Consider the following 23,005-nt stretch of genomic DNA (forward strand, 5'->3'; position numbering starts at 1 on the left):
CCGTCCGCATCCGATGGTTCCGGTGGATGCGGACCGCGGGCCACGCCGGCATCCCCGCAACCCTAGAGGTGGCCGGGCGGGCCCGCATCTCGCGACGCGCCGGTATCAGGGGGCCGTGAGGGCCGTCACAGCGAGGTTCACGCCCCGGAGGCGGCTTTGCGGACGGCTCCGGCGACCGCGCCCGCGACCTTGTCGTTGAAGACGGACGGGATGATGTAGTTCGCGTTCAACTCGTCCTCGCCGACCACGTCCGCGAGCGCGCTCGCGGCGGCCAGCATCATGTCCGTGTTCACGGTGCGGGACTGGGCGTCCAGCAGGCCGCGGAAGACGCCCGGGAAGACCAGGACGTTGTTGATCTGGTTGGGGAAGTCGGACCGTCCGGTGGCCACGACGGCGGCCGTCTGACGGGCCACCGCGGGGTCGACCTCGGGGTCCGGGTTCGCGAGCGCGAACACGATGGCGCCTTCCGCCATGGCCGCCACGTCGTCGCCGTTCAGGACGTTCGGGGCGGAGACGCCGATGAAGACGTCGGCTCCGACCACGGCCTCCTTGAGGGTGCCCGTGTAGCCCTCGGGGTTGGTGTTGTCCGCGATCCAGCGCAGCGGGGAGTCGGCCGCCGCGTCGACGAGGTCGGGGCGACCCGCGTGCACGACGCCGTGGATGTCGGCGCTGACGGCGTTCTTCACACCCGCCGCGAGGAGCAGCTTGAGGATGGCCGTACCGGCCGCGCCGGCGCCCGACATGACGACCTTGACGTCGCCAACTGCCTTGCCCACCACGCGCAGTGCGTTGGTGAGGGCGGCCAGGACGACGATGGCGGTGCCGTGCTGGTCGTCGTGGAAGACGGGGATGTCGAGGGCCTCGCGCAGGCGGGCCTCGATCTCGAAGCAGCGCGGCGCGGAGATGTCCTCCAGGTTGATGCCCGCGAAGCCGGGGGCGATGGCCTTGACGATCTCGACGATCGCGTCGGTGTCCTGGGTGTCGAGGCAGATCGGCCACGCGTCGATGCCGGCGAACCGCTTGAAGAGGGCCGCCTTGCCCTCCATGACGGGCAGCGCGGCCATGGGGCCGATGTTGCCCAGGCCCAGTACGGCGGAGCCGTCCGTCACGACTGCGACGGAGTTGCGCTTGATGGTGAGGCGCCGCGCGTCCTCGGGGTTCTCGGCAATCGCCATGCACACGCGGGCCACGCCCGGGGTGTAGATCATCGAGAGGTCGTCGCGGTTGCGGATGGGGTGCTTGGACGCCATCTCGATCTTGCCGCCGAGGTGCATCAGGAAGGTTCGGTCGGAGACCTTGCCCAGGCTGACGCCCTCGATTCCGCGCAGCTTCTCGACGATCTCGTCGGCGTGCGCGGTGGAGGTCGCGGCGATGGTGACGTCGATACGGAGCTTCTCGTGACCCGATGCGGTCACGTCGAGGCCGGTGACGGATCCTCCGGAAGACTCCACGGCGGTGGTCAGCTGGGAGACCGCGGTACCGCTCGCGGGCACTTCCAGGCGGACCGTCATCGAGTACGAGACGCTGGGCGCCGTTGCCATGGCCGTGTTCCTCTTCTGTCCCTGGTTTTTCTGTACACAGGGCCCCGGCGCACGGCGGGTGCGGCGGGACCTCTTGTCCGATCGTCCCACCTACCAGCCGGTAAAAGGTAACCAGCTACAAATTTCGGAAAGACACTTCCACCATACGAGATATGAAGGACTCCTGGAAGGGTTTCCGGCCACGCAAAACAGGTCTGCCCCGGCACCGAAGTGCCGGGGCAGACCTGTTCTTCACGTAGATGACACCGACCCGCCATGCTCGCCTCGCGGCAAGTGGTCGCTCTGAGCGACGAAGGTTGGGCCCGGGGGCTTGGATCGAGTCGGTGCCGTACCCAGGCTAACAAAGGATCGCCGGAAGCGACCCCCCTCCAGGCACTTGACTCTTGGACCACACCCCTGGTCGCGGGCCAATCGGCCCATCGCCCCGGCGGGCAGGCCCACCGGGGCCCGGTCGGACGGGGTCTACGGGCGCAGCAGCGTCGGGACGCCCTCCCCGTCGGGGGTGTCGCGCTCGGCCGAGACCACCGTCAGCTGCTGCGTGGCGCGCGTCAGGGCCACGTACAGCACCCTGAGCCCGGCCTCGGACTCGTCCGCGATCTCCGCCGGGGACACCACCACGGTGGCGTCGTACTCCAGCCCCTTCGCCTCCAGGCTGCCCAGCGCGACCGCGCGTTCGCCCAGGTCGGCCAGCCATCCGGCCGCCTCCGCCCGCCGGTCCATGGCCACGACCACGCCCACCGTGCCGTCCACCTGTTCCAGCAGCCGCCGGGTCTCCTCCCGGACCGTCTCGCCCAGGTCGCCCGGGGCGGCCGTGAAGCGGGGCTCCAGGCCCGTGGAGCGCACCGCGGTCGGCGGCTCCATCCCCGGCATGGCCAGTTTCAGCACCCGGGCGGCGACCTCGGCGACCTCGGCGGGGTTGCGGTAGTTCACGGTCAGCGTGAAGCGCCGGCGCGGCCGGGACCCCAGGGCCTCGTCGCGGGCCGCCGCCGCCTCCTGCGGATCCGTCCAGGAGGACTGCGCCGGGTCGCCGACGACCGTCCAGGTGCCGTGCCGGCCCCGGCGGCCCACCATCCGCCACTGCATCGGCGTCAGGTCCTGCGCCTCGTCGACGATGACGTGCGCGTACTCGGTGCGCTCCGCCGCGAGCCGCTCGGCCCGCTCCCACTGGGTCTCCTCGCGGGTCGGCATCAGCTCCTCCAGCCCGCTCAGCTGGTCCAGCGGATTGAGCTCGCGCTTGCGCTTGGGCCGCGCGGGCGCCCCGAGCAGTTGCTGGAGCTCGTCGAGCAGCGCGACGTCGTGCACCGACAGCGGACCCTTGCCGTCCGGACCGACCCGGCGCAGCGAGCGGGCCAGCCGGCGCGCCTCGCGGGGGTTCAGGTCCCGGCGCGACCAGCGGCCGAGCCTGCGTTCGTCGGCCATCGAGGCCAGCACCCCGCGCGGGGTGAGCTCGGGCCACCAGGCGTTCAGGAAGTCGATGAAGGCGTCCTCCGTCGAGATGTCCTCGTCGAAGGCGGACCGCAGCTCGGCGGCGAGTTCCGGGTCGCTGTGCCGGCCGTTCGCGCCGGACTTCGCGTACAGGGCGTCGAGCAGCAGCTTGCGGGCGCGCGGGCGCAGCAGGTTCACCGGCGCGGTGCCGCCGAGCGCGTTCTGTCGGATCCGCTCCAGTTCGTCGGCCTCCAGCTCCTGGCGCCGGCCGAAGGCCACCACGCGCAGCCGCTCGGGGGCGTCGCCCAGTTCGAGGGCGCCCCGTACGGCCTTGCGCAGCACCTTGAGCATCCGGGAGGAGCCCTTGACGCGGGCCACTGCCGGGTCGTCGTACGTGGTCGCCTCGGCCCCGTCGACGAGCGAGCCGAGTGCCCTGATGGCGACCTGTCCCTCCTCGCCGAGCGAGGGCAACACGCCCTCGGTGTAGGCGACGAGCAGCGGGGTCGGGGAGACGATCAGGATGCCGCCGGAGTAGCGCCGCCGGTCCTGGTAGAGCAGGTAGGCGGCCCGGTGCAGGGCCACGGCCGTCTTCCCGGTGCCGGGGCCGCCGGCGACCTCCGCGACGGAGGCGGCGGGGGCGCGGATGACGAGGTCCTGCTCGGCCTGGATGGACGAGACGATGTCCCGCATGGAGTGCGTACGGGCCCGCCCGAGCGCCGCCATCAGGGCGCCGTCGCCGATGGCGGGCAGTTCCTCGCCGTCGAGCGAGGCGGTGACCTCGGGGCGCATCAGGTCGTCCTCGACTCCGAGGACCTTGCGGCCCTTGGAGCGGATCACCCGGCGGCGTACGACGCGGCCGGGTTCCTTCGGCGTCGAGCGGTAGAACGGCGCGGCCGCCGGCGCCCGCCAGTCGATGACGAGCGGCGCGTAGTCGGAGTCGAGGACGCCGATCCGCCCGATGTGCAGGGTCTCCGCGATGTCGGCGGTGAGATCGGCGCGAATCGCGTCGTCGGCCGGCTCGACGGAGGTGTACGCGCCGTCCGGGCCGCGTTCCCCGTCCTTGCCGAGGACGAGGTCGATCCGGCCGAAGAGGAAGTCCTCGAACTCGTTGTTGAGGCGGTTGAGGTGGATCCCGGCGCGAAAGACCTGCGCGTCGCGCTCGGCGAGCGCGCCGGGCGTGCCGACCTGCCCGCGTTTGGCGGCGTCGTTCATCAGGAACTCCGCCTCGTGGATCTTCTCCTCAAGGCGTCGGTACACGTGATCGAGATGCGTCTGCTCGACCGCGATCTCCCGATCGCGGACGGAATCCGCCGTGCTGTCGACAGCGGCATTCTGCGCGGCCACCAAGGCCCCCTTCTGACGTGCATGGGCGACCGTCAACCGTACGCGAACCAGGGCCTTGTCCGCACGCCCGTTCCGGGACCGTCCGCGGATCACACGAACGGCCGCGTCCGGGGTGCTCGGGGGCGGGCGCGGGCGGCCCGCTCAGGCGGATCCGGCGGCGAGCACCCGCCGCCGGTGCCGGGCGACGCGTTCGCGGTTCCCGCACAACTCGCTGGAGCACCAGCGGCGCCGGTGGCCCCGCGAGGTGTCGAGGTAGACCCGGGCGCAGCCCTCGCCCTCGCAGGCCCGCAGCAGCGCCCGATCGCCGGGGTCGGTCAGCAGTTCGACGGCGTCGCGGGCCACCGCCGCGAGCAGCCCCGGGCACTCGACTCCCCCGCACAACTCCCGTACGAGCCGGCCCTCCTGGTCCCGAACGGCACACAGTCCCGGGGGTGGACCGGCGGCCGCCGCGTTGACCCGGGCGAGCGCCCCCTCGTCGGGCCCGGCGCCGGCCAGTTCGGCCCGTACGAGGCTCTCCACGTCGGCGCGCAATGCCCGGAAGGCCTCCACCCAGTCGGGCCCCAACCGGCCCAGCGGCGTCCGGTCGGGCACCAGCCCGGCCCCGACGAGCCACAGGCGCAGTTCGTCGCCGTCGAGGATCGCCTCGGCGTGCCGATGGGCGTCGAAGGTGGCCAGCAGGTCCAGGCAGACCCTCCCGGAGTCGAACCACATACCGGTCACCGCCTCGGTTGCCGTGGGCCGCCTCCCCAGAGTGCCCGCCCACCGACGAAGCGGCTAGAGGGCGGGCGGGTCGTCGTGCAGGATCCGTTGGAAGAGACGGTGGTCGCGCCAGGCTCCGTCGATGTGGAGGAACCGGGGCGCCAGGCCGTACTGCTCGAAGCCGGCCTTCGCCAACACCCGCTGCGAGGCCAGGTTGTCGACCAGCGTGCCCGCCTCGACCCGGTGCAGGCCCAGCTCGTCGCGGGCGATCCGGCACACCTCCTCGACGGCGGCGGTGGCCAGTCCCTTCCCGGCCCAGGCCTCGTCGATCCAGTAGCCGACGCCGCCGCCGCGCAGCGGTCCCAGGGCGATGCCGCCGAGGTTGATGCCGCCGACGGGAACGTCGTCGGCGACCAGGACGAACGGCACCGTGCGTCCGCCGTCCCGCTCCGCGAGCAGGCCCGCGATCCGGTCGCGCTGGCCGGCCTCGGTGTAGAACCGCTCTTCCCGGTAGGGCTCGAAGGGCGCCATGTAGGCGCGGTTGCGCCGCAGTACGTCGGCCAGGCCGGCGGCGTCCTCGATCCGGACGCCCCGCATCTCCACCCCGTCAATGATCACGACGGCACGCTAACCCGGACCCGCCCGCCGCCGACACCCCCCGACCGGAGCCCCTCATCGCGCCGGAGGCACCCCGCAGTCGCCGGCCGCGCCCGCGTCCACGGACAGCCGGTACCCCCGCTTGACCACCGTCTGGATCAGCCTCGGCGCCCCCAACGCCACCCGCAGCCGGGCCATGGCCGTCTCCACGGCGTGTTCGTCCCGCCCGGCGCCCGGCAGCGCCCGCAGCAGGTCCGCGCGGCCCACGACCCATCCCGGCCGTCGGACCAGCGCCCCGAGGAGGGCCATCCCGGCCGGCGGCACCGGCCGCAGTTCGGCGTCGACCAGCACCGCGTGGCCGCGGATCTCCAGGCGGTGCCCGGCGACCGGCAGCACCCGGGCCCGCGCCGGCAGTTCCTGGCAGAGCAGTTGGACCAGCGGCCCCAGCCGGAAGCGTTCCGGCTGCACCGTGACCACCCCCTCGGCCTGGAGCGGGAGCGCGGTCACCGGCCCCACGCACGCCGAGACCACGTCGCCGCGCAGCCCCGCGAGGACCGCCTCCCGCATCCCCAGGTGGTCGGCGCGGGACAGCATCGAGACGACGGCCGGCGCCGAGGTGAAGGCGACGGCGTCCAGGCCGCCGGCGGCCACGGCGTCCAGCAGCCGGTCGAGCGGCGCCGGGTCCTGGGGCGGCATCCAACGGTAGACGGGCACCACCACGACCTCGGCGCCGCCCGCCCGCAGGGATTCGACGAAGCCGGGCTGCGGTTCGCCGTGCAGTTGGAGGGCGATGCGGCGTCCCGCCACCCCTTGGGCGAGCAGCCGGTCCAGTACCTCGGCGAGGGACTCGGAGGCGGGCGACCAGGCCTCCACCAGCCCGGCGGCCCGTACGGCGCCCTTCACCTTCGGCCCGCGCGCGAGCAGTTCGGTGGAGCGCAGCCGGTCGAGGAGTTCCTCGCCGATCCCCCATCCGTCGGCGGCCTCGATCCAGCCGCGGAATCCGATGGCGGTGGTGGCCACCACGGCGTCGGGTGTGCGGTGGATCAGTTCCTTGGTGGCGGCGAGGAGTTCGCCGTCGTCGGCGAGCGGAACGATCCGCAGGGCGGGCGCGTGCAGCACGGAGGCCCCGCGCCGGCGCAGCAGGGCGATCAGGTCGTCGGCCCGCCGGGCGGCGGTGACCCCGACGGTGAAGCCGGCGAGCGGGCCGGTGTCCGGAGCGTCCATGTGGTGTCCTGCCTTGCCCGAGAGGTGCGCGCGTAACGGGGCCGAGCCTGCCAAGTCGCCGTGTCAGGCTCGGTTCCGTCGTATTTCGTCGCCGTTAACCGGCGTTACACCGAGGTGAGCTGCGGTTTCGCCGGTGCCTGCGGTCCGGTGACGGGTGTGGCGGTCGGGCGGCGAAGGTATACCGCCCAGGTCACCGCGCAGCACACCGCGTAGAAGCCGAGGAAGGTCACGAAGGCGGCCGTGCCGGACCCGGAGCGGGCGAACGCCTCCCGGAACACCAGGTTGATGCCGAGGCCGCCGAGGGCCCCCACGGCGCCGATCAGCCCCATCGCGGCCCCGGACAGCCGTCGCCCGCGGGCGGCGGCCTCCTCGGCGCCCAGGCCCTGTGCCAGGGCCTTCGCCTGGAAGATGCCGGGGATCATCTTGTACGTGGAGCCGTTGCCGAGGCCGCTCAGCGCGAACAGCGCCACGAAGCCCACCAGGAACACCGGGAGCGATTCCCGTACGGAGGCCAGGATCACCACCGAGGTCGCGAGCGCCATCGCGACGAAGGCGGCCAGGGTGATGCGGGCTCCGCCGAGCCGGTCGGCGAGCGCCCCGCCCACCGGTCGGACCAGTGAGCCGAGCAGCGGCCCGATGAAGGTCAGCGAGGCGGCCTGGAGCGGGGTGCGACCGAACTGGGTCTGGAGCACCAGCCCGAAGGCGAAGCCGTAGCCGATGAAGGAGCCGAAGGTGCCGATGTACAGGAAGGCCATGATCCAGGTGTGCGGCTCCCGGGCCGCGTCCCGGACCGCGCCCACGTCACCGCGCACCGGCGCCAGGTTGTCCATGCGTACGAGGGCCAGCGCGGCGGCGGTCACGATCAGCGGGACGTAGACCGCGAGCAGCAGCCGGGGGTGGCCGGCGCCGGCGGTCCCGATGACGAGCAGGGCCGCGAGCTGCACCACGGGTACGCCGATGTTGCCGCCGCCCGCGTTCAGTCCGAGCGCCCAGCCCTTCTTCCGCAGCGGGAAGAACGCGTTGATGTTGGTCATGGAGGAGGCGAAGTTGCCCCCGCCCACGCCGGTCAGGGCGGCGACGGCGAGGAAAGTGCCGTAGGAGGTGCCGGGCTCCATGACGACCAGCGCGGCCACGGTCGGCGCGAGCAGCAGCAGGGCGCTGACCACGGTCCAGTTGCGCCCGCCGAACCGGGCGACGGCGAAGGTGTAGGGGATCCGGACGAGGGCGCCGACGGCCGTGGCGGTGGCGATGAGGAAGAACTTCCCGGCCGGGTCGATGCCGTACGCGGGGCCCATGAAGAGCACCATCACGGACCACAGCGACCAGACGGAGAACCCGATGTGTTCGGAGAGCACCGAGTAGAGGAGGTTGCGCCGGGCCACCCGCTCCCCGGTCTCCCGCCAGAAGACCTCGTCCTCCGGATCCCACCGCTCGATCCAGCGGCCCCCCTTGCGCGGTGCGGTCGTTCCGGTCATCACACGCCTCCACAGCTGTCGCGTCCGTGATGACGACCGTAGGAAGCGCGCGTTTCGGCCCGGGTCACCCTCCGATGACCGGGGGGATACCTTGCACTCACCCGGCGTCGGGACCGCCTGTGAGCGCCGCCGGCAGCAGACTCCCGGCCGGCACCTCCAGCCATCCGCGTTCGGCGGCCAGTTCGGCGGCCGCCCGCAGGAGGGCGTCCAGGCCCGGGTGGCGCAGCCCCTTGCGCCACACCATCGACAGCGGGGACAGCGGCACGGGTGCGACCAGGGGGCGTTTCGCGCAGCCGGGCAGGTCCGTGAAGTCCACGGTGACGAGGACGGGGGTGCGGGTCTTGGCCATCACCCGCCCGAACTCCTCCTTGCCCACGGCCACCGGAGCGGGCGGCGCCGGCGCGATCCCCCGCCCGGCGAACAGCTCCCGCGCCAGCCGGGTCCACTCCAGGGTCCGCGGGTTGCCGGCCCCCGCGTACACGGTCTCCCCGGCCAGGGCCGCCAGCGGCACCCGGTCCAGCGCCGCCAGCGGGTGCCCGTCGGGCAGCAGCACGGCGAGCGGCTCGTACCGGACGAGGGTGTGGGCGAGGCGGGCGCGCGACGCGGGCTCCAGGCCGTGCGCGTAGCCGAAGGACACGTCGAGGCGGCCCGCCGCGATCTCCGCCGCGGCATGGGTCAGCCCGCTCTCGAAGCGGGCCATCAGTTCGCAGCCCGGGGCGAGCGCGCGGGCCCGGTCCAGCACGCTGCGCGCGGAACTCGGCCCGTCGCTGTTCAGGTCGACGAGCAGCGGCCCGGGTTCGGCGAAGGCGGCGGCCAGTTCGGTGTGGGCGGCCAGCACCCTGTGCGCGAGCGGCAGCAGCCGTTGCCCGTCGGCGGTCAGTTCCACGGCCCGGGTCGTGCGGGTGAACAGCGCCGCGCCCAGGGTCTCCTCCAGCCGGCGGACGTCCCTGCTGAGGGCCTGCTGGGCGACGTACAGGCGGGCGGCGGCGCGGGAGAAGTGCAGTTCCTCGGCCACGGCCACGAACCCGCGCAGCAGGCGGGGGTCCACATCACGGGAGATCACCCCCGGACACTAACAACGGAAACCGGTGAATGGGTCGTGAACAGGTGTTGGACCCGGCCGGGGACCGGCCCGCAGCCTTGGGTCATGCCCGCCCCGACCCTGATGACCGTCACCGGCTCCACCCTCGTCCTGACCGGCCCGCCGCCGCCCCCGCGTCCGCGCCCCCGCGCACCCCGGGGCGGCCCCTACCGCCGGCTCTTCGCCCGCCCCGGCACCCGCGCCTTCACCGCCGGGAACCTCATCGCCCGGCTGCCCATGGGCATGTTCGGGATCAGCGCGGTGATGATGATCGCCGGCCAGCGCGGCTCGTACGCCCTCGCCGGCGCGGTCACCGCCACCGGTCTGGCCGCCACCGCGCTGGTCGCGCCGTGGACGGCCCGACTCGTCGACCGCTTCGGGCAGTCCCGCGTCGCCGTCCCCGCCACCCTGATCGCGGTCCTCGGCTCGCTCTGCCTGATCGCGTGCGTCCGTACACAGGCTCCGACCTGGACCCTGTTCGCCTCGTACGCGGCGACGGCCACCACCCCCAACATCGGCGGCATGTCACGGGCCCGCTGGACCCTGCTGCTGCGCGCCGCCCCGGCCGACCACCACACGGCGATGTCCTTCGAGCAGGCCGCCGACGAACTCTGCTACCTGCTCGGGCCGGTCGCCGCCGCGTCGCTGTGCACGCTCGTCTTCCCGGAGGCCGGGACCCTCGTCGCCGCGTCGCTGCTCCTCGTCGGCATGCTGATCTTCACCGCGCAGCGCGCCACCGAGCCGCCGCCCACCGGGGTCCAGCCCGCACCCTCCTCGTCACCGCTGCCCGCCCTGCTGCCGCTCCTCGGTCTCTTCGCCGCCACCGGTGCGATCTTCGGCTCGATGGAGGTCACCTCGATCGCCCACCTCGACGCCCACGGCCTCGGCGCCGCCGCGGGCCCGGTCCTCGCCCTCCAGGCCGCCGGCTCCTGCGCCGCCGGCCTGCTCTACGGCACCCGGCGCCCGCGCGGCCTGCGCGTCTGCCTGGTCGCCCTGTGCGCGGCGATGGCCCTGCCCTGGGCGGCGGCGGCCGGCGGTTCGCTCGTCCCGCTGGCCCTGGCCCTGCTCCTGGCGGGCGCGGCCACCGCCCCGACGATGGTGACGGCCATGTCCGAGGTCCACCGCCGCACGCCCGAGGGACGCCTCAACGAGGGCATGACCCTCGCCGTCACCGCGATCCTCGCGGGCATCGCCGCGGGCTCCGCCGCGGCCGGCGCCGTCGTCGAACACCTCGGCACCACCTCCGCCTACGCCCTGCCGGCCGCGGCGGCCCTGACCGCGCTCCTGCTCGGCCTCACCTCCCGCGCGTCCGGCGCCCGTACCGGCTGACGCGGCCTCAGCGGCGGACCGTGAGGCCGTCCAGGGTGAGGTCGAGCAGCCGCTCGGCCTGCTCGCGGTGCTCGGCGCCCGCCGAGGTGAGGGCGATGCCTTCGAGGGCGGCGGCGACGTCGGCCGGCCCGATGTCGGTACGGATCACCCCGGCGGCCACACACGCGTCCAAGAGCGAGGCGATGGCGCCCTGGATCATCTCCCGGCTGTGGCCGTAGGGGTTGCCCCCGGTCGCGGCGATGGCGCGCAGCGCGTCGATCATCCCGTACTTGGCGGTGACGTAGTCCAGGAAGAGCCGGGTCCACGCGCGCAGGGCCTCGGCGGGCGACTCCCGCGCGAGCAGTTCGGGGGCCGCGTCGCACAGTTGGGCCACCTCGTTGCGGTAGACCGCCTCGACCAGGACCTCCCGGGTGGGGAAGTTGCGGTACAGCGTCGCGCTGCCCACGCCCGCCTCCTTGGCGATGTGTTCCATCCGCGCGTCCAGCCCCTGCGTGGTGAACACGCGCACGGCGGCGGCGAGGATCCGCTCCCTGTTGCGCCGCGCGTCGGCCCGCAACGGCCGGTCCGCTCCGTCGGTCATCAGCGTTCGCCGTCCCCTCTCGGGCGCTCTTCGCGGGCGCCCCTCGACTTGCCAAGTGGGGAGGTCCCCACTTAGCTTGAGAAAGTGGGGAACTCCCCACTTCACTGTAGGTCACCACCTCCATCGGCGCGCACCCACGTAAGGAAGCTGATCATGTCGGGTATTCGAGGCAAGGTCGTCGCGATCACGGGCGCCGGCAGCGGCATCGGCGAGGCGACCGCGATCCACCTCGCCGAAAGGGGCGCCCGGCTCGTGCTCGGCGGCCGCGGGGAGGACCGGCTGAACGCGGTCGTGGAGGGCATCACCGCCAACGGCGGCAGCGCCGTCGGCGTGGTCGTCGACGTCACCCGCCGCGAGGACCTCCGGCGCCTGACGGACACGGCCGTCGACCGGTTCGGCCGGCTCGACGTCCTCGTCTCCAACGCGGGCACGATGGCCGTCTCGCCGTTCGACGACCTGCGCCAGGACGACTGGGACGCCATGGTCTCCACCCACATCACGGGCCTGCTCAACGGCATCGGGGCGGCGCTGCCCGTCTTCCGCCGACAGGGCTCCGGCCAGTTCGTCAACGTCGGCTCCACCGCGGCCCACGTCGTCAAGTCGCCCCAGACGGTCTACGCGGCCACCAAGACGGCGGTGAAGGTGCTCACCGAGGGACTGCGCCAGGAAGCGGGCCCCGACCTGCGCGTGACCCTCGTCTCGCCCGGCTTCACCCACACCGAGGGCGTGGGCAAGGGAGCCGCCCCCGAGATCGCGGCCGCGATGATCCGCCTGCGCGACGAGATCGCCATGCCCCCCTCGGCCGTCGCCTCCGCCATCGGCTACGCGATCGAACAGCCCGACGGCATCGACATCGGCGAGATCGTCGTCCGCCCCACCGCACAGGCCTGACCGGATCGCCGCCCGGCCCTCGCACGGGCCCGACCCCGAACCGCCCCCGGGCATGACAAAGGCCCCGCGGCCGGAGCCGCGGGGCCTTTGCCCACATGGGATGAGTGGAGATGGCGGGAATCGAACCCGCGTCCAACGGTGCAGAAGTAGGGCTTCTCCGAGCGCATTCCGCTGCGCTTTTCTCAGCCCCGGAGATCACACGGACAAGTCTCCGACGGGCTCAGTCACTGTTTGATTTCCCTCAAACCCCCGTGACCGGGGCTAGAGGTTTAGATCCCTAGTTGACGCCAGGATCCGGACCGGGACCACTTCCGGGCTGACGCTCCTCACAGAGGCTTCAGCTCACTGTTATTAGGCAGCGAGGGTGAAGCGGGAGTTATCGCTCTTGGAGTTGGCGATTATTGTTTGCGACATATGGTTTACGAGATCATTGCCGCTTCCTCGGCTCGCTTCCCCTACATCGACATCCGCTGTCGAAACCGATCATCCCCATGTTTTTTTATCAAGTGACCCCACCCGCGAGCGGGAGGCGCTGACGCCATCGTACGCGAAGTGGACCTCGGGATGCCAGGTGATTACACCGTGCCCCGCTGCTTGCGTCGGACGGCCGCCACGGCGCGGTTCGTCTCACGGGTGTCCTGCTTCTCCCGCAGGGTCTGTCGCTTGTCGTACTCCTTCTTCCCCTTGGCCAGCGCGATCTCGACCTTCGCGCGGCCGTCCTTGAAGTACAGGGACAGGGGCACGATCGTGTGACCCGACTCCGACGACTTCGAGTCCAGCTTGTCGATCTCCTCCCGGTGCATCAGGAGCTTGCGCTTGCGCCGCGAGCTGTGGTTGGTCCACGTGCCCTGGCTGTACTCCGGCACGTGCACGTTGTACAGCCAGGCCTCGTTGCCCTCCATCGACACGAAGCCGTCGACCAGCGACGCCCGACCCTGACGCAGGGACTTGACCTCGGTGCCCGTGAGCACGAGACCGCACTCGTAGGTGTCGAGGATCGTGTAGTCGTGCCGCGCCTTCTTGTTCTGGGCGATCAGCTTGCGCCCTTTTTCCTTAGCCATAGTGCGGTCATTTTCGCACTACGGACCCACTCGAAGGCCACCCAATACCTTGCGGGCCCGCTCCTCGGTCCCCTCGGCCGCCGACAGGTCCGGGTCGATGCCCCTGCCGTCGAGGCTGCGGCCCGCCGGCGTGCGGTACGTGCCGACCGTCAGCTCCGCCACCGAACCGTCCGGGAGCTCCGTCGGCATCTGCACCGAGCCCTTGCCGAAGGTGCGGCTGCCGACCGTCACCGCGCGGCCCCGGTCCTGGAGGGCGCCGGCGACCAGTTCGGCGGCGCTCATCGTGCCGCCGTCGACCAGCGCCACCAGCGGCCGTGCGGTGTCCCCGCCCGGCCGCGCGTACAGGGCCCGCTCGGAGCCCCGTACGTCGTACGTCGCCACCAGGCCGCCGTCGAGGAACGCGGAGGCCGCGGTCACCGCCTCGGTGACCAGCCCGCCCGGGTTCCCCCGCAGGTCCAGCATCAGGCCGGCGCCCGGCGGGGCCGCGCGGACGGCGTCCCGCACCCGCTCCCCCGAACCCCGGGTGAACGAGGCGACCTTGATGACGGTGACACCGTCCGCGAGACGGCGTACCGTCACCGGCTCGACGCGCAGTTGCTGCCGGCGGACGGTCTCGGTGAAGTCGGCCCCGGCCCGGCTGAGGCCCAGCACGACCGGGGTGCCGGCCTCGCCGCGCAGGAGGGCCACCACGTCGGCGACCGACCGGCCCGTGACGCCCTTGCCGTCCACGCTCAGCAGCCGGTCGCCGGCCCGCAGCCCGGCCCGGGAGGCGGGGCTGCCGGGCTGGACCCGGTCCACCTCGATCCGGCCGTCGGTACGGCGCTCGGCCCACAGCCCGACACCGGTCCAGCGGCCGTCCAGGTCCTCGGCGAAGGCCGCGTACTCGTTCTGGTCGTAGACCATGCCCCAGCGGTCGCCACTGCGGCTGACGACGTCCTGGGCGGCCTTCTTGCCGGACTTGCCCTCGGCCGCGGCCTCGGCGGCGGCGCGTGCGACGGCGTCCCGGTCGGCGGTGCCCGCCGCGGGCGCGCCCGCGGTCTTGTCGTGCGTACGGGCCACCAGGACCCCCGCCGTGTCCACGGCGTCGGCCCGGTCCCAGCAGCCGGTGCCCGCGGCGGTACCGACGGCCGCGAGGAAAGCCAACGTCAGAGCGGCCCCGCGACGCAGGTCGCGGGGCCGGCGACAGAGAGGGGGTGAGCCCGGCATGGCGCCGAGTCTAGGACAAGCCCCGCGGCGGCACGGTGGGTTGACCCGACCGCACACGGGGCGCTTGTCACACCTTCAGGTACTTGCGCAACGCGATGAACGCCGCCAGGGAGGGCATCAGCAGCCCGATGGCGAGCACCAACGGCAGCTTGGTGAGGACGGAGTCCCAGCCGATGAAGTTGATCAATTCCAGCTTGTCGCGGAGCGTCACGCCGTGGTCGATCACGAAGTACTGGCCGGCGCCGAGCATCCCGCAGGCGAGCACCGCGCCGATGAGGCCGGCGACGGCCGCCTCCATGATGAACGGCACCTGGATGTAGAAGCTGGACGCGCCCACCAGCCGCATGATGCCGGTTTCCCGCCGACGGCTGAACGCGGAGACGCGCACCGTGTTGACGATCAGCAGCAACGCCACGATCAGCATGATCAACATGATGCCGAGCGCGGCCCAGTTGAGGGAGCCGAGCAGGCTGAAGAGGCTCTCGACCTCACGGTTCTGGTCCTGGACCGACTGAACGCCCTCGCGCCCCGAGAAGGCGCTGGTGATGACCCCGTACTGTTCCGGGTTCTTGAGCTTGACCCGGAAGGAGTCGGGCATCTGGTCCGGGGTGACGACCGAGGCCAGCGCGGTGTCCCCGTACCGCTCCTTGTAGTGCTTGAACGCCTCGTCGGACGACTCGTACACGACGTTCTGGACGAGGTCGATCTTCTTCAGATCGGTCTCGATCTGCTTCTTCTGCTCATCGGTGACCGCGCCCTTCTCACAGGGCTGCTTGACCCGCTCCGGCCCGGCGTTGCCCTTGGCGGGGTCGGGCTTGTTCGCGTCGGGCTTGGCCGGGTCCGCGGCGGGCGTCTCGGCGGCCCTGGCGGCGTCGGTGGCGTCCTTGGCGTCGCTCTTGTTGCAGAGGTAGACCGTGACGTTGACCTTGCCGTACCAGTACCCCTTCATCGCGCTGACCTGGTCGCGCATGAGCAGGGAGCCACCGAACAGGGCCAGCGACAGGGCCACGGAGATGATGACCGCGAAGGTCATGGTGAGATTGCGACGGAGACCGACGCCGATCTCCGACATGACGAACTGGGCGCGCATGGCGTCCTTTCAGTGCTGGTAGCCGTAGACGCCGCGCGACTGGTCGCGCACGAGACGGCCCTGTTCGAGTTCGATGACGCGCTTGCGCATCTGGTCCACGATCTGCTGGTCGTGCGTCGCCATGATCACGGTGGTGCCGGTCCGGTTGATCCGGTCCAGCAGCTTCATGATGCCGACGGAGGTCTGCGGGTCGAGGTTGCCGGTCGGCTCGTCCGCGATCAGCAGGGCGGGGCGGTTGACGAAGGCGCGGGCGATGGCCACGCGCTGCTGCTCGCCGCCGGAGAGCTCGCCGGGCATCCGGCTCTCCTTGCCCCCCAGCCCCACCAGCTCCAGGACCTGCGGAACGGCCTTGCGGATCTCGCCGCGCGGCTTGCCGATGACCTCCTGTGCGAAGGCGACGTTCTCGGCCACCGTCTTGTTGGGGAGGAGCCGGAAGTCCTGGAAGACGGTCCCCAGCTGGCGCCGCATGTGCGGGACCTTCCAGTTGGAGAGCTTGGCGAGGTCCTTGCCCAGGACGTGGACCTGGCCGTGGCTCGCCCGCTCCTCGCGCAGCACCAGCCGCAGGAACGTGGACTTGCCGGAGCCGGAGGAGCCGACCAGGAAGACGAACTCGCCCTTCGCGATGTCCAGCGAGACATCTCTGAGTGCGGGGCGGCTCTGCTTCGGGTAGGACTTGGAGACACTGTCGAATCGGATCACGGGTGCACCACGGTCGCCGGGAGTAGGTGAGCGTGACCATACGCGAACGGGCGCGGGGTGTGGACCCGGCATCCGGACTTGACCGATATGTCCCGCGTCCCGGGGCCGCCCGATCGCGATGGCCCGGACGGGCCGCGCCGAATGTCGTGGAAGCCGGCACAGTGGTAGGGGGAACGGACCCGTCCCCCTTGCCGTTGTACCAGGGGACGAGAGGAGGAGCGCATGACATATGACCGGCTCGTGTGCGCGAACTGCGCCGCACCCGTCAACCAGGGCCGCTGCCCTGTGTGCCGGGCGAACCGGGAGCGCCTCCAGCAGGAGAGCCCCTTCGCCGGCCTGAATCCCATGGCGCTCATCGCGCTTCTGGTGGTGCTGGTGGCGGCTCTGGCGCTGGTGGCCCAGACCGCGTAGTTCGACCGCGTGGCTGCCCGCGCAGTCCCGACCGCGTGGCTGCGAGCGCGCCGTTCTTCCGCCGCGTCCCGATCGCACGTACGCGAAAGGCCCGGACACCTTGGGGTGCCCGGGCCCTTCCACGTTCACGCGTACCCGCCGCCGAACGGTCCGACGCTCTCCAGCACGTGCTCAAGCACGTCCTCAAGCGCGTTCTTAAGCGGTCTGCTCCTGCTGCTTGCGCCAGCGGATCCCGGCCTCCAGGAAGCCGTCGATCTCGCCGTCGAGCACCGCCTGCGGGTTGCCGACCTCGAACTCCGTCCGCAGGTCCTTGACCATCTGGTACGGGTGCAGGACGTAGGAGCGCATCTGGTTGCCCCAGGAGCTTCCGCCGTCCTTGAGGGCGTCCATCTTGTCCTTCTCCTCCTGGCGGCGCCGCTCCAGCAGCTTGGCCTGGAGCACGTTCATCGCGCTGGCCTTGTTCTGGATCTGCGAGCGCTCGTTCTGGCAGGAGACGACGATGCCGGTCGGGAGGTGCGTGATGCGCACGGCCGAGTCGGTCGTGTTGACGCCCTGGCCGCCGGGGCCGGAGGCGCGGTACACGTCGACGCGCAGCTCGGCCTCGTCGATCTCGACGTGGTCGCTGGTCTCGACGACCGGCAGCACCTCGACGCCCGCGAAGGAGGTCTGGCGGCGGCCCTGGTTGTCGAAGGGCGAGATCCGGACGAGGCGGTGGGTGCCCTGCTCGACGGAGAGGGTGCCGTAGGCGTACGGGGCCTTGACGACGAAGGTGGTCGACTTGATGCCGGCCTCCTCCGCGTAGGAGGTCTCGTAGATCTCGGTCGGGTAGCCGTGCCGCTCGGCCCAGCGCAGGTACATGCGCTGGAGGCGCTCGGCGAAGTCGGAGGCGTCGACGCCTCCGGCCTCGGCGCGGATGTTGACCAGGGCCTCGCGCTCGGAGTACTCGCCGGAGAGCAGGGTCCGGACCTCCATCTCGTCCAGCGCCTTGCGCACGGAGACCAGCTCGGTCTCCGCCTCCGCGAGGGTGTCCGCGTCGTCCATCTCCTGGGCGAGCTCGAAGAGCACGGAGAGGTCGTCGATGCGGCCCCGGAGGGTCTCGGTCTTGCGGACCTCGGCCTGGAGGTGCGAAAGCTTGCTCGTGATCTTCTGGGCGGCTTCCGGGTCGTCCCACAGGGACGGCGCGGCGGCCTGCTCCTCGAGCACGGCGATATCTGCCCTCAGCTTGTCGAGGTCCAGGACGGCCTCGATCGACCCCATGGTCGAGGAGAGGGACTTCAGCTCTTCGGAAACATCGACGACTGCCACGGGTCCAGCGTAGCCGGTCGCGGGACGGCACTCTCCGGCCAGGCCGGCCGGGCCCGTACGGACATGCGCTCGCACGGGCGTACGCTCAGCATATGACTGTCCTCCTCGTGAAGCGCCGCCATGTGGACCACATGCGTGTCACCACCACGAGCTGTCTGCCGCCGGACCTCGCACGAGCCTGATCCACCCCGATCCGACTTCGGTCCTGTACGCGGACACCCGGCCCCGGCGCCATCCCTGCCGACGGCCAGTCCCACCCGCTGCCCCGCCATCTCAGGGGAACAGGACCCCGTGACATCCGAAACGGAGCCGTCATGCCGTCCGCGCACCCTTCCTCCTCCTCCCGTGCCGACTCTGGCACCACCTCCCTCGCGACCTCCCTCGCCGTCATCGACCTGTCCCGGGCCGACGACCCCGCCGAGCGCGAGGACTTCCTGCGCCGGCTGCACGCGGCCGCCCGGGACACCGGTTTCCTCTACCTGACCGGGCACGGGATCAGCGCGTCGGAAACCGCCCGCATCCTCGACCTGACCAGAGCCTTCTTCGCGCTCCCGGAGGCCGATCGGCTGGCCGTGAGCAACCTCAACTCCCCGCACTTCCGCGGCTACACCCGGATCGGGCACGAGCTGACCGGCGGCGCCTCCGACTGGCGGGACCAGTTGGACGTGGGCGCCGAGCGGCCGGCGCCGGTGGTCGGCCCGGACGACCCGGCCTTCCTGTGGCTGGAGGGACCGAACCTGTGGCCGGCGACCCTGCCGGAGCTCCGCACGGTCGTCCTGGAGTGGCAGTCCCGCCTCGCCGCGGTGGCGCACCGCCTGCTGCGGGAGCTGCTGACCTCGATCGGCGCCCCCGCGGACTTCTTCGACGAGGCCTTCGCGGACCGCCCCCACCTGCACACGAAGCTGATCCGCTACCCCGGGTCCGCCCCGACCGGCGCGGACCAGGGCGTGGGCGCGCACAAGGACTACGGCTTCCTGACGCTGCTGCTCCAGGACTCGGTGGGCGGGCTCCAGGTCGTACGGGAGGGGCGCTACGTCGACATCCCGCCGCTTCCGGGGGCCTTCGTGGTCAACCTGGGCGAGCTGCTGGAGATAGCGACGGAGGGCTACCTGCGGGCCACCGACCACCGGGTGGTGAGCCCGCCGGGGGCGCAGGAGCGCTTCTCGGTGCCGTTCTTCTACAACCCGCGGCTGGACGCGGTGGTGGAGACCGTCCCCGGCGCGTACCTGAGCGAGGCGCCGGGCGTGGCCCACGACGCGTCGAACCCGCTGCACGCCGAGTACGGGCGCAACGAGCTGAAGGGGTGGGTACGGGCCCACCCGACCGTGGCCCGGCGCTGGCACCCGGAGCTGGTCTCGGCGTAGGCGGTGCGCGGGCCGCGGTGCGGCCGGGTCGGGCGGACGACGTACGCCGACCCGGCCCGCCGATGTCCGGGGCCCGGCCGGGCCGGTCACGGGGCGCGGCCGGCGCCACCGCGGCCGGCGCCCGCTACGGGACCGCCGTGCCCGACTGCTTGCTGTCCTGCGGGGCGGGGGCGTCGTCCCCGTCGGACACCGCGAACCAGGTGCCCAGCCCGACCGCCGCCACCAGGGCCACCGCCGAGGCGGACAGCACGAGCCGGCGCTTGCGGACCGTCTCGGCCCGGTGCCGGGCGGAGCCGGGCCGGTGGCCGCCCGCGGGGCGCGGGACCCGGGCGGTGCCCAGCGCGCCCCCGGCCAGCTCGTCGGGGCCGGGTACCCGCATGGAGGTGTGCGTGTCCCGGTTGGAGTCCGTCGCCGAGCCGGGGACCAGCGGCACCACGCCGCGCCGCCGTACCGGATCCGCGGACTTCTCCTCGGTCTGTTCCGGTTCCGTGTCGGCCTCGTCCGGCTCGTCCACGTCCAGGGGCGGGATCCCGGCCAGCATCGGCAGCAGGTCCCGCAGCCGGGTCGACAGTTCCGAGGCCCGCAACCGTGACGCCGGCGCCTTGGCGAGGCACTGCACCATGAGCTGCCACAGTTCTTCCGGGATGCCGGGCAGCGGTACGACGGTCTCGGTCACGTGCCGGCGCAGCACCGCCCCGGGGTGCCCGCCGCCGAACGGCGTGAACCCGGCGAGCAGCTCGTACAGCACCGTGGCCAGTGCGTAGATGTCGACGGCCGCGCGCGGCGGCAGCCCCTCCACGATCTCGGGAGCCAGGTAGTCGGGCGTGCCGATGATCCGGGTGGTGGGCGCCGAGGCGCGGCCTCCGGTGCTGCGGCGCGGCGAGTCGATCAGCTTCGCGACGCCGAAGTCGGTCAGCAGCGCCGGGTGGGCGCCTCCGGGGCCGAGAGGGCCCTGCATGTCGAGCAGGACGTTCTCCGGCTTGACGTCGCGGTGCACGACGCCCGCCGCGTGCGCCGCGGCCAGCGCGTCCGCGACGTCGGCGACGATGGCGACGGCCGCCTCGGGGGCGAGCCGTCGTTCGCGGTCGAGCCGCGTCCGCAGGTCCGTGCCGCGGACGAGGTCCATGACGAGGGCGAGGTCGTTGCCGTCGACGACGAGGTCGCGGACGGACACGACGTGGGGGTGTTCCAGGCCGAGCAGCGCGCTGCGCTCCTGGACGAACCGTCCGACCAGCTCCTGGTCGGACGCGAGGTCCTCGCGCAGCAGTTTGACGGCGACGGGGCCTTCCGGCCCCTCGCCCAGCCACACCGTGCCCGCGCTGCCGCGCCCAAGGATCTGGTGCGCGGTGTACCGGCTGCCGATCTTCCGTGCCACGACTGCTCCCTCAGCGGCTGGCCTACGCACCAAAGCTACGCGGCCGGGTGGGCGTTGAACGCCCCGCATCGCGGCGACCTTCACTTCTGCGGGCGAAATCACGTCCCAGAAGTCGACAAATCCACGAAGTCGGCGCTGCGGGGGGTGCCCCGAGCGCCTCCTGGTGGACCGTCAGCCGGCCGTCAGGGGGTGGATCCGCCGCCGGAGCCGCCTGCGGAGTCGCCGATGGCGGTGACCCAGTCGACCGCGTCCGAGCCCCACGTCCACACCTGGTCCCACCAGCCGCGTCCGGTGCCGACCCACTCCTGGAGCGGGGTGAGCTCCCAGACCAGCCAGCCCGCCACGAAGAACAGCAGGATCATGACCACACAGCCCTTGAGGCAGCCCAGACCGGGGATCCGGACCGGGTTGGCACTGCGGCGACGCGGTTCGCGCGGCTCGCGCGGGGCCGGCTGTCGAGGCGGCGGACTCTGCTGGGGCCGGGTGGGCTGCTGGTACTGCGGCTGCTGCTGAGGCGGCTGCTGGTACTGCGGCTGGTGGACCGGCTGGTGCTGCTGCGGCTGCTGGTACTGCTGGGGCGGCGGGCCCTGGCGGTACGGCTGCTGCTGCGGCGGCTGCTGGTACTGGGGCTGATGCGCCGGCGGCTGCCGGTACTGCTGCGGCGGCGGACCCTGGCGGTACGGCTGCTGCTGGGGCGGCGGGGGTGCCTGGCGCTGCGGGCGGCGGCGCAGCGGGTCCTCGCTCGGGTCGAGGTACTGCATCTGCGTCTGCTCGTTGCGGTCGCGGGCGGCCCGCATCTGCGACTGCCAGGGGTGCACCCCGTCCTGCACGGGCGGCATGACGGACGTCGGGTCCGCGCCGCCCGCCCCGGTGGCGGGCAGCACGGAGGTGGCGTCGGCCGCGCCGACCGGCGGCAGGACGCTGGTCATGCCGTTCGGGTCGTAGGCACCCATCGGGGAGCCGGGGAGCGCCTGGGTGGCGTCCGCGACGCCGGGGGTCGCGGGGACCGGGGCGGGCGAGGGGTCGGGGGCGAGCAGCGCGGCGACGCCGAGCGCGGCCTCCACCTCGGCGGGCGAGGAGTGCACTCCGATGCCGGAGGCGACCACGCGCAGGCCGCGCGCCAGGCTCTCGGCGCTCGGGCGCTCACCGGGTTCCTTGCGCAGGCAGCGCTCTATGACCGTCCAGAGCGGCTCGGGCAGGTTCGCGGGGCGCTGCGGGTCCTCGCTGAGGTGGCGGTGGAGCACTTCGAGTGCGGTGCCGCCGGCGAACGGCGGGCGGCCGGTGACCAGCTCGTAGAGCAGGATGCCGGCGCCGTAGATGTCGACGGCGGAGGTCTGGGGGCGACCCTCGGCGGACTCGGGGGCCACGTAGGAGGGGGTGCCGACGAACTCGTGGGTGCGGGTCAGGCCCGGGGAGTCGGCGAGGCGCGCGATGCCGAAGTCGGTGAGCATCGGCTTCATCTGGCCGCCGCGTTCGTCCAGCAGGACGTTGGCGGGCTTCAGGTCCCGGTGGACCACGCCGTCGGCGTGGCTGGCGGCGAGCGCGTCCGCGATCTGTGCGGTCAGCAGGCTCGCGGCGACGGGGCTGAAGGGGCCGTTCTCGCGGAGGTAGCGGTGCAGGTCCGGGCCGTCGATCAGGTCCATGACCAGGGCCAGCAGGTCGCCCTCGACGACGAGGTCGCGCGTGCGGACGATGTTGGGGTGGGTCAGGCGCAGCAGGACGGAGCGCTCGCGAAGGAAGCGCATCACGATGTCCGGGTCCTGGGCCAGTTCCTCCTTGAGGACCTTGATGGCCACGGTCTCGCCGGGCTGCCCGGCGACGGCGGCCTCCGCACCGGCGGTCTCCCGCTGGCGGGCGCGCCAGACGGTGCCCGTGGCGCCGCGCCCGAGCGGCTCCTCGAGCAGGTATTTGCTGCCGACTGGCCGCACGTCTCGCGCTCCCCTGCTGTCGTCTGACTGTCGTCTGGTTTCGGCTGTTTCCGCTGTGGGTTTTCCGGCCCACTCTAGGGGGTGTCCCGGATGAAGACGCCGGGCATCGAAGGTTGGTTGCCGTACATATGTACGAAGAGTGAGTTTTACCGGGTATGCCGGAGGCGATTTTCCTTGGCTTTCATCGACTCGCTTGTCCGTATGTGAGCGACGAGTGGTTCGGGTCACGATCGATCAAGATCATTTGTCGCCGGGTGCCGGGCGTGTTGTCCGCGACAGGTGCGAGGATGCACCCGTACGGAACGGCGGGGACGGGAGCCCTTCCTTCCGGCAGACCTGACCGGACGACGCGTCCGTGCCGGGTGGGGGGTCATCGGGCC

19 protein-coding genes and 1 other RNA gene are annotated in these 23,005 nt (G+C 72.3%); 4 read left to right on the forward strand and 16 right to left on the reverse strand.

Annotated elements, in window-relative coordinates:
• Window positions 1-137 precede the first annotated feature (137 nt).
• The 7 genes from ADK55_RS16320 to ADK55_RS16350 all read right to left on the reverse strand — a co-directional run bounded on the left by ADK55_RS16320 (window position 138) and on the right by ADK55_RS16350 (window position 9,368).
• Window positions 138-1,541, reverse strand: a complete 1,404-nt coding sequence (locus tag ADK55_RS16320) for an NAD-dependent malic enzyme (RefSeq protein ID WP_053679378.1) — start codon at window positions 1,539-1,541, stop codon at window positions 138-140.
• A gap of 462 nt (window positions 1,542-2,003) precedes the next feature.
• Entirely contained in the window at window positions 2,004-4,310 is a 2,307-nt protein-coding gene (locus tag ADK55_RS16325; RefSeq protein WP_053679448.1) for a HelD family protein, read from the reverse strand.
• A 141-nt stretch (window positions 4,311-4,451) separates the two neighbouring features.
• A complete protein-coding gene (locus ADK55_RS16330) occupies window positions 4,452-5,021 on the reverse strand; it encodes a CGNR zinc finger domain-containing protein (protein ID WP_053679381.1) in 570 nt (189 codons plus the stop codon).
• Window positions 5,022-5,084: 63 nt separating this feature from the next.
• Window positions 5,085-5,606, reverse strand: coding sequence for a GNAT family N-acetyltransferase (locus tag ADK55_RS16335; protein ID WP_053679450.1), 522 nt, complete (start codon window positions 5,604-5,606; stop codon window positions 5,085-5,087).
• Between the two features lie 75 nt (window positions 5,607-5,681).
• Window positions 5,682-6,830 carry a uroporphyrinogen-III synthase gene (locus ADK55_RS16340; RefSeq protein WP_053679382.1) on the reverse strand — a complete coding sequence of 383 codons (1,149 nt, stop codon included), beginning with the start codon at window positions 6,828-6,830 and terminating at the stop codon, window positions 5,682-5,684.
• A 104-nt stretch (window positions 6,831-6,934) separates the two neighbouring features.
• A complete protein-coding gene (locus ADK55_RS16345) occupies window positions 6,935-8,305 on the reverse strand; it encodes a nitrate/nitrite transporter (RefSeq protein ID WP_053679385.1) in 1,371 nt (456 codons plus the stop codon).
• Between the two features lie 97 nt (window positions 8,306-8,402).
• Window positions 8,403-9,368: a LysR family transcriptional regulator gene (locus tag ADK55_RS16350; protein ID WP_053679386.1), complete on the reverse strand. Its 966-nt coding sequence runs from the start codon at window positions 9,366-9,368 to the stop codon at window positions 8,403-8,405.
• 84 nt (window positions 9,369-9,452) lie between these two features.
• On the opposite strand from ADK55_RS16350, the gene ADK55_RS16355 reads away from it, so the two are divergent.
• A complete protein-coding gene (locus ADK55_RS16355) occupies window positions 9,453-10,715 on the forward strand; it encodes an MFS transporter (RefSeq protein WP_053679388.1) in 1,263 nt (420 codons plus the stop codon).
• A gap of 7 nt (window positions 10,716-10,722) precedes the next feature.
• Here the strand turns inward: ADK55_RS16355 and ADK55_RS16360 are convergent, their stop codons facing one another.
• Window positions 10,723-11,295, reverse strand: coding sequence for a TetR/AcrR family transcriptional regulator (locus ADK55_RS16360; protein WP_078998990.1), 573 nt, complete (start codon window positions 11,293-11,295; stop codon window positions 10,723-10,725).
• 153 nt (window positions 11,296-11,448) lie between these two features.
• Here ADK55_RS16360 and ADK55_RS16365 point away from each other — a divergent pair, with 153 nt between their 5' ends.
• Entirely contained in the window at window positions 11,449-12,186 is a 738-nt protein-coding gene (locus ADK55_RS16365; RefSeq protein WP_053679390.1) for an SDR family oxidoreductase, read from the forward strand.
• A 102-nt stretch (window positions 12,187-12,288) separates the two neighbouring features.
• Here the strand turns inward: ADK55_RS16365 and ssrA are convergent.
• From ssrA to ftsE, 5 genes are all read right to left on the reverse strand, one after another.
• Window positions 12,289-12,677, reverse strand: a transfer-messenger RNA (tmRNA) gene (gene ssrA / locus ADK55_RS35550).
• A gap of 84 nt (window positions 12,678-12,761) precedes the next feature.
• Window positions 12,762-13,247 carry an SsrA-binding protein SmpB gene (smpB, locus tag ADK55_RS16370; protein WP_053679392.1) on the reverse strand — a complete coding sequence of 162 codons (486 nt, stop codon included), beginning with the start codon at window positions 13,245-13,247 and terminating at the stop codon, window positions 12,762-12,764.
• 18 nt (window positions 13,248-13,265) lie between these two features.
• A complete protein-coding gene (locus ADK55_RS16375) occupies window positions 13,266-14,453 on the reverse strand; it encodes a S41 family peptidase (protein WP_053679394.1) in 1,188 nt (395 codons plus the stop codon).
• A 67-nt stretch (window positions 14,454-14,520) separates the two neighbouring features.
• On the reverse strand, window positions 14,521-15,543 hold the full coding sequence (gene ftsX / locus ADK55_RS16380; RefSeq protein ID WP_053679396.1) for a permease-like cell division protein FtsX: 1,023 nt from the start codon (window positions 15,541-15,543) through the stop codon (window positions 14,521-14,523).
• Window positions 15,544-15,552: 9 nt separating this feature from the next.
• The gene (gene ftsE / locus ADK55_RS16385; RefSeq protein WP_053679398.1) at window positions 15,553-16,242 is read right to left on the reverse strand and encodes a cell division ATP-binding protein FtsE; all 690 of its coding nucleotides are present in this window, start codon (window positions 16,240-16,242) and stop codon (window positions 15,553-15,555) included.
• Between the two features lie 222 nt (window positions 16,243-16,464).
• Here ftsE and ADK55_RS16390 point away from each other — a divergent pair, with 222 nt between their 5' ends.
• Window positions 16,465-16,653 carry a hypothetical protein gene (locus ADK55_RS16390; protein ID WP_053679400.1) on the forward strand — a complete coding sequence of 63 codons (189 nt, stop codon included), beginning with the start codon at window positions 16,465-16,467 and terminating at the stop codon, window positions 16,651-16,653.
• Window positions 16,654-16,848: 195 nt separating this feature from the next.
• Here the strand turns inward: ADK55_RS16390 and prfB are convergent, their stop codons facing one another.
• Window positions 16,849-17,958 (reverse strand): peptide chain release factor 2, encoded by a 1,110-nt coding sequence (gene prfB, locus ADK55_RS16395; RefSeq protein WP_053679402.1) that lies wholly within the window; start codon window positions 17,956-17,958, stop codon window positions 16,849-16,851.
• A gap of 314 nt (window positions 17,959-18,272) precedes the next feature.
• Between prfB and ADK55_RS16400 the strand changes: the two genes are divergently transcribed.
• Window positions 18,273-19,322, forward strand: a complete 1,050-nt coding sequence (locus ADK55_RS16400; RefSeq protein WP_107089206.1) for an isopenicillin N synthase family dioxygenase — start codon at window positions 18,273-18,275, stop codon at window positions 19,320-19,322.
• A 124-nt stretch (window positions 19,323-19,446) separates the two neighbouring features.
• Here ADK55_RS16400 and ADK55_RS16405 read toward each other — a convergent pair whose 3' ends face one another.
• Entirely contained in the window at window positions 19,447-20,697 is a 1,251-nt protein-coding gene (locus ADK55_RS16405; protein ID WP_053679404.1) for a serine/threonine-protein kinase, read from the reverse strand.
• A gap of 182 nt (window positions 20,698-20,879) precedes the next feature.
• A complete protein-coding gene (locus ADK55_RS16410; RefSeq protein WP_053679406.1) occupies window positions 20,880-22,625 on the reverse strand; it encodes a serine/threonine-protein kinase in 1,746 nt (581 codons plus the stop codon).
• Between the last annotated feature and the right edge of the window lie 380 nt (window positions 22,626-23,005).

It is taken from the genome of Streptomyces sp. WM4235, assembly GCF_001279725.1.
Classification (GTDB): domain Bacteria; phylum Actinomycetota; class Actinomycetes; order Streptomycetales; family Streptomycetaceae; genus Streptomyces.

Coding starts and splice junctions, on each gene's coding strand:
- ADK55_RS16330 (WP_053679381.1), bottom strand. CDS start 5,021: ATGTGGTTCGACTCCGGGAGGGTCTGCCTGGACCTGCTGGCCACCTTC.
- ADK55_RS16335 (WP_053679450.1), bottom strand. CDS start 5,606: ATGCGGGGCGTCCGGATCGAGGACGCCGCCGGCCTGGCCGACGTACTG.
- smpB (WP_053679392.1), bottom strand. CDS start 13,247: ATGGCTAAGGAAAAAGGGCGCAAGCTGATCGCCCAGAACAAGAAGGCG.
- ftsX (WP_053679396.1), bottom strand. CDS start 15,543: ATGCGCGCCCAGTTCGTCATGTCGGAGATCGGCGTCGGTCTCCGTCGC.
- ADK55_RS16355 (WP_053679388.1), top strand. CDS start 9,453: ATGCCCGCCCCGACCCTGATGACCGTCACCGGCTCCACCCTCGTCCTG.
- ADK55_RS16345 (WP_053679385.1), bottom strand. CDS start 8,305: ATGACCGGAACGACCGCACCGCGCAAGGGGGGCCGCTGGATCGAGCGG.
- ADK55_RS16375 (WP_053679394.1), bottom strand. CDS start 14,453: ATGCCGGGCTCACCCCCTCTCTGTCGCCGGCCCCGCGACCTGCGTCGC.
- ADK55_RS16400 (WP_107089206.1), top strand. CDS start 18,273: ATGCCGTCCGCGCACCCTTCCTCCTCCTCCCGTGCCGACTCTGGCACC.
- ADK55_RS16340 (WP_053679382.1), bottom strand. CDS start 6,830: ATGGACGCTCCGGACACCGGCCCGCTCGCCGGCTTCACCGTCGGGGTC.
- ADK55_RS16390 (WP_053679400.1), top strand. CDS start 16,465: ATGACATATGACCGGCTCGTGTGCGCGAACTGCGCCGCACCCGTCAAC.
- ADK55_RS16360 (WP_078998990.1), bottom strand. CDS start 11,295: ATGACCGACGGAGCGGACCGGCCGTTGCGGGCCGACGCGCGGCGCAAC.
- ADK55_RS16320 (WP_053679378.1), bottom strand. CDS start 1,541: ATGGCAACGGCGCCCAGCGTCTCGTACTCGATGACGGTCCGCCTGGAA.
- ADK55_RS16365 (WP_053679390.1), top strand. CDS start 11,449: ATGTCGGGTATTCGAGGCAAGGTCGTCGCGATCACGGGCGCCGGCAGC.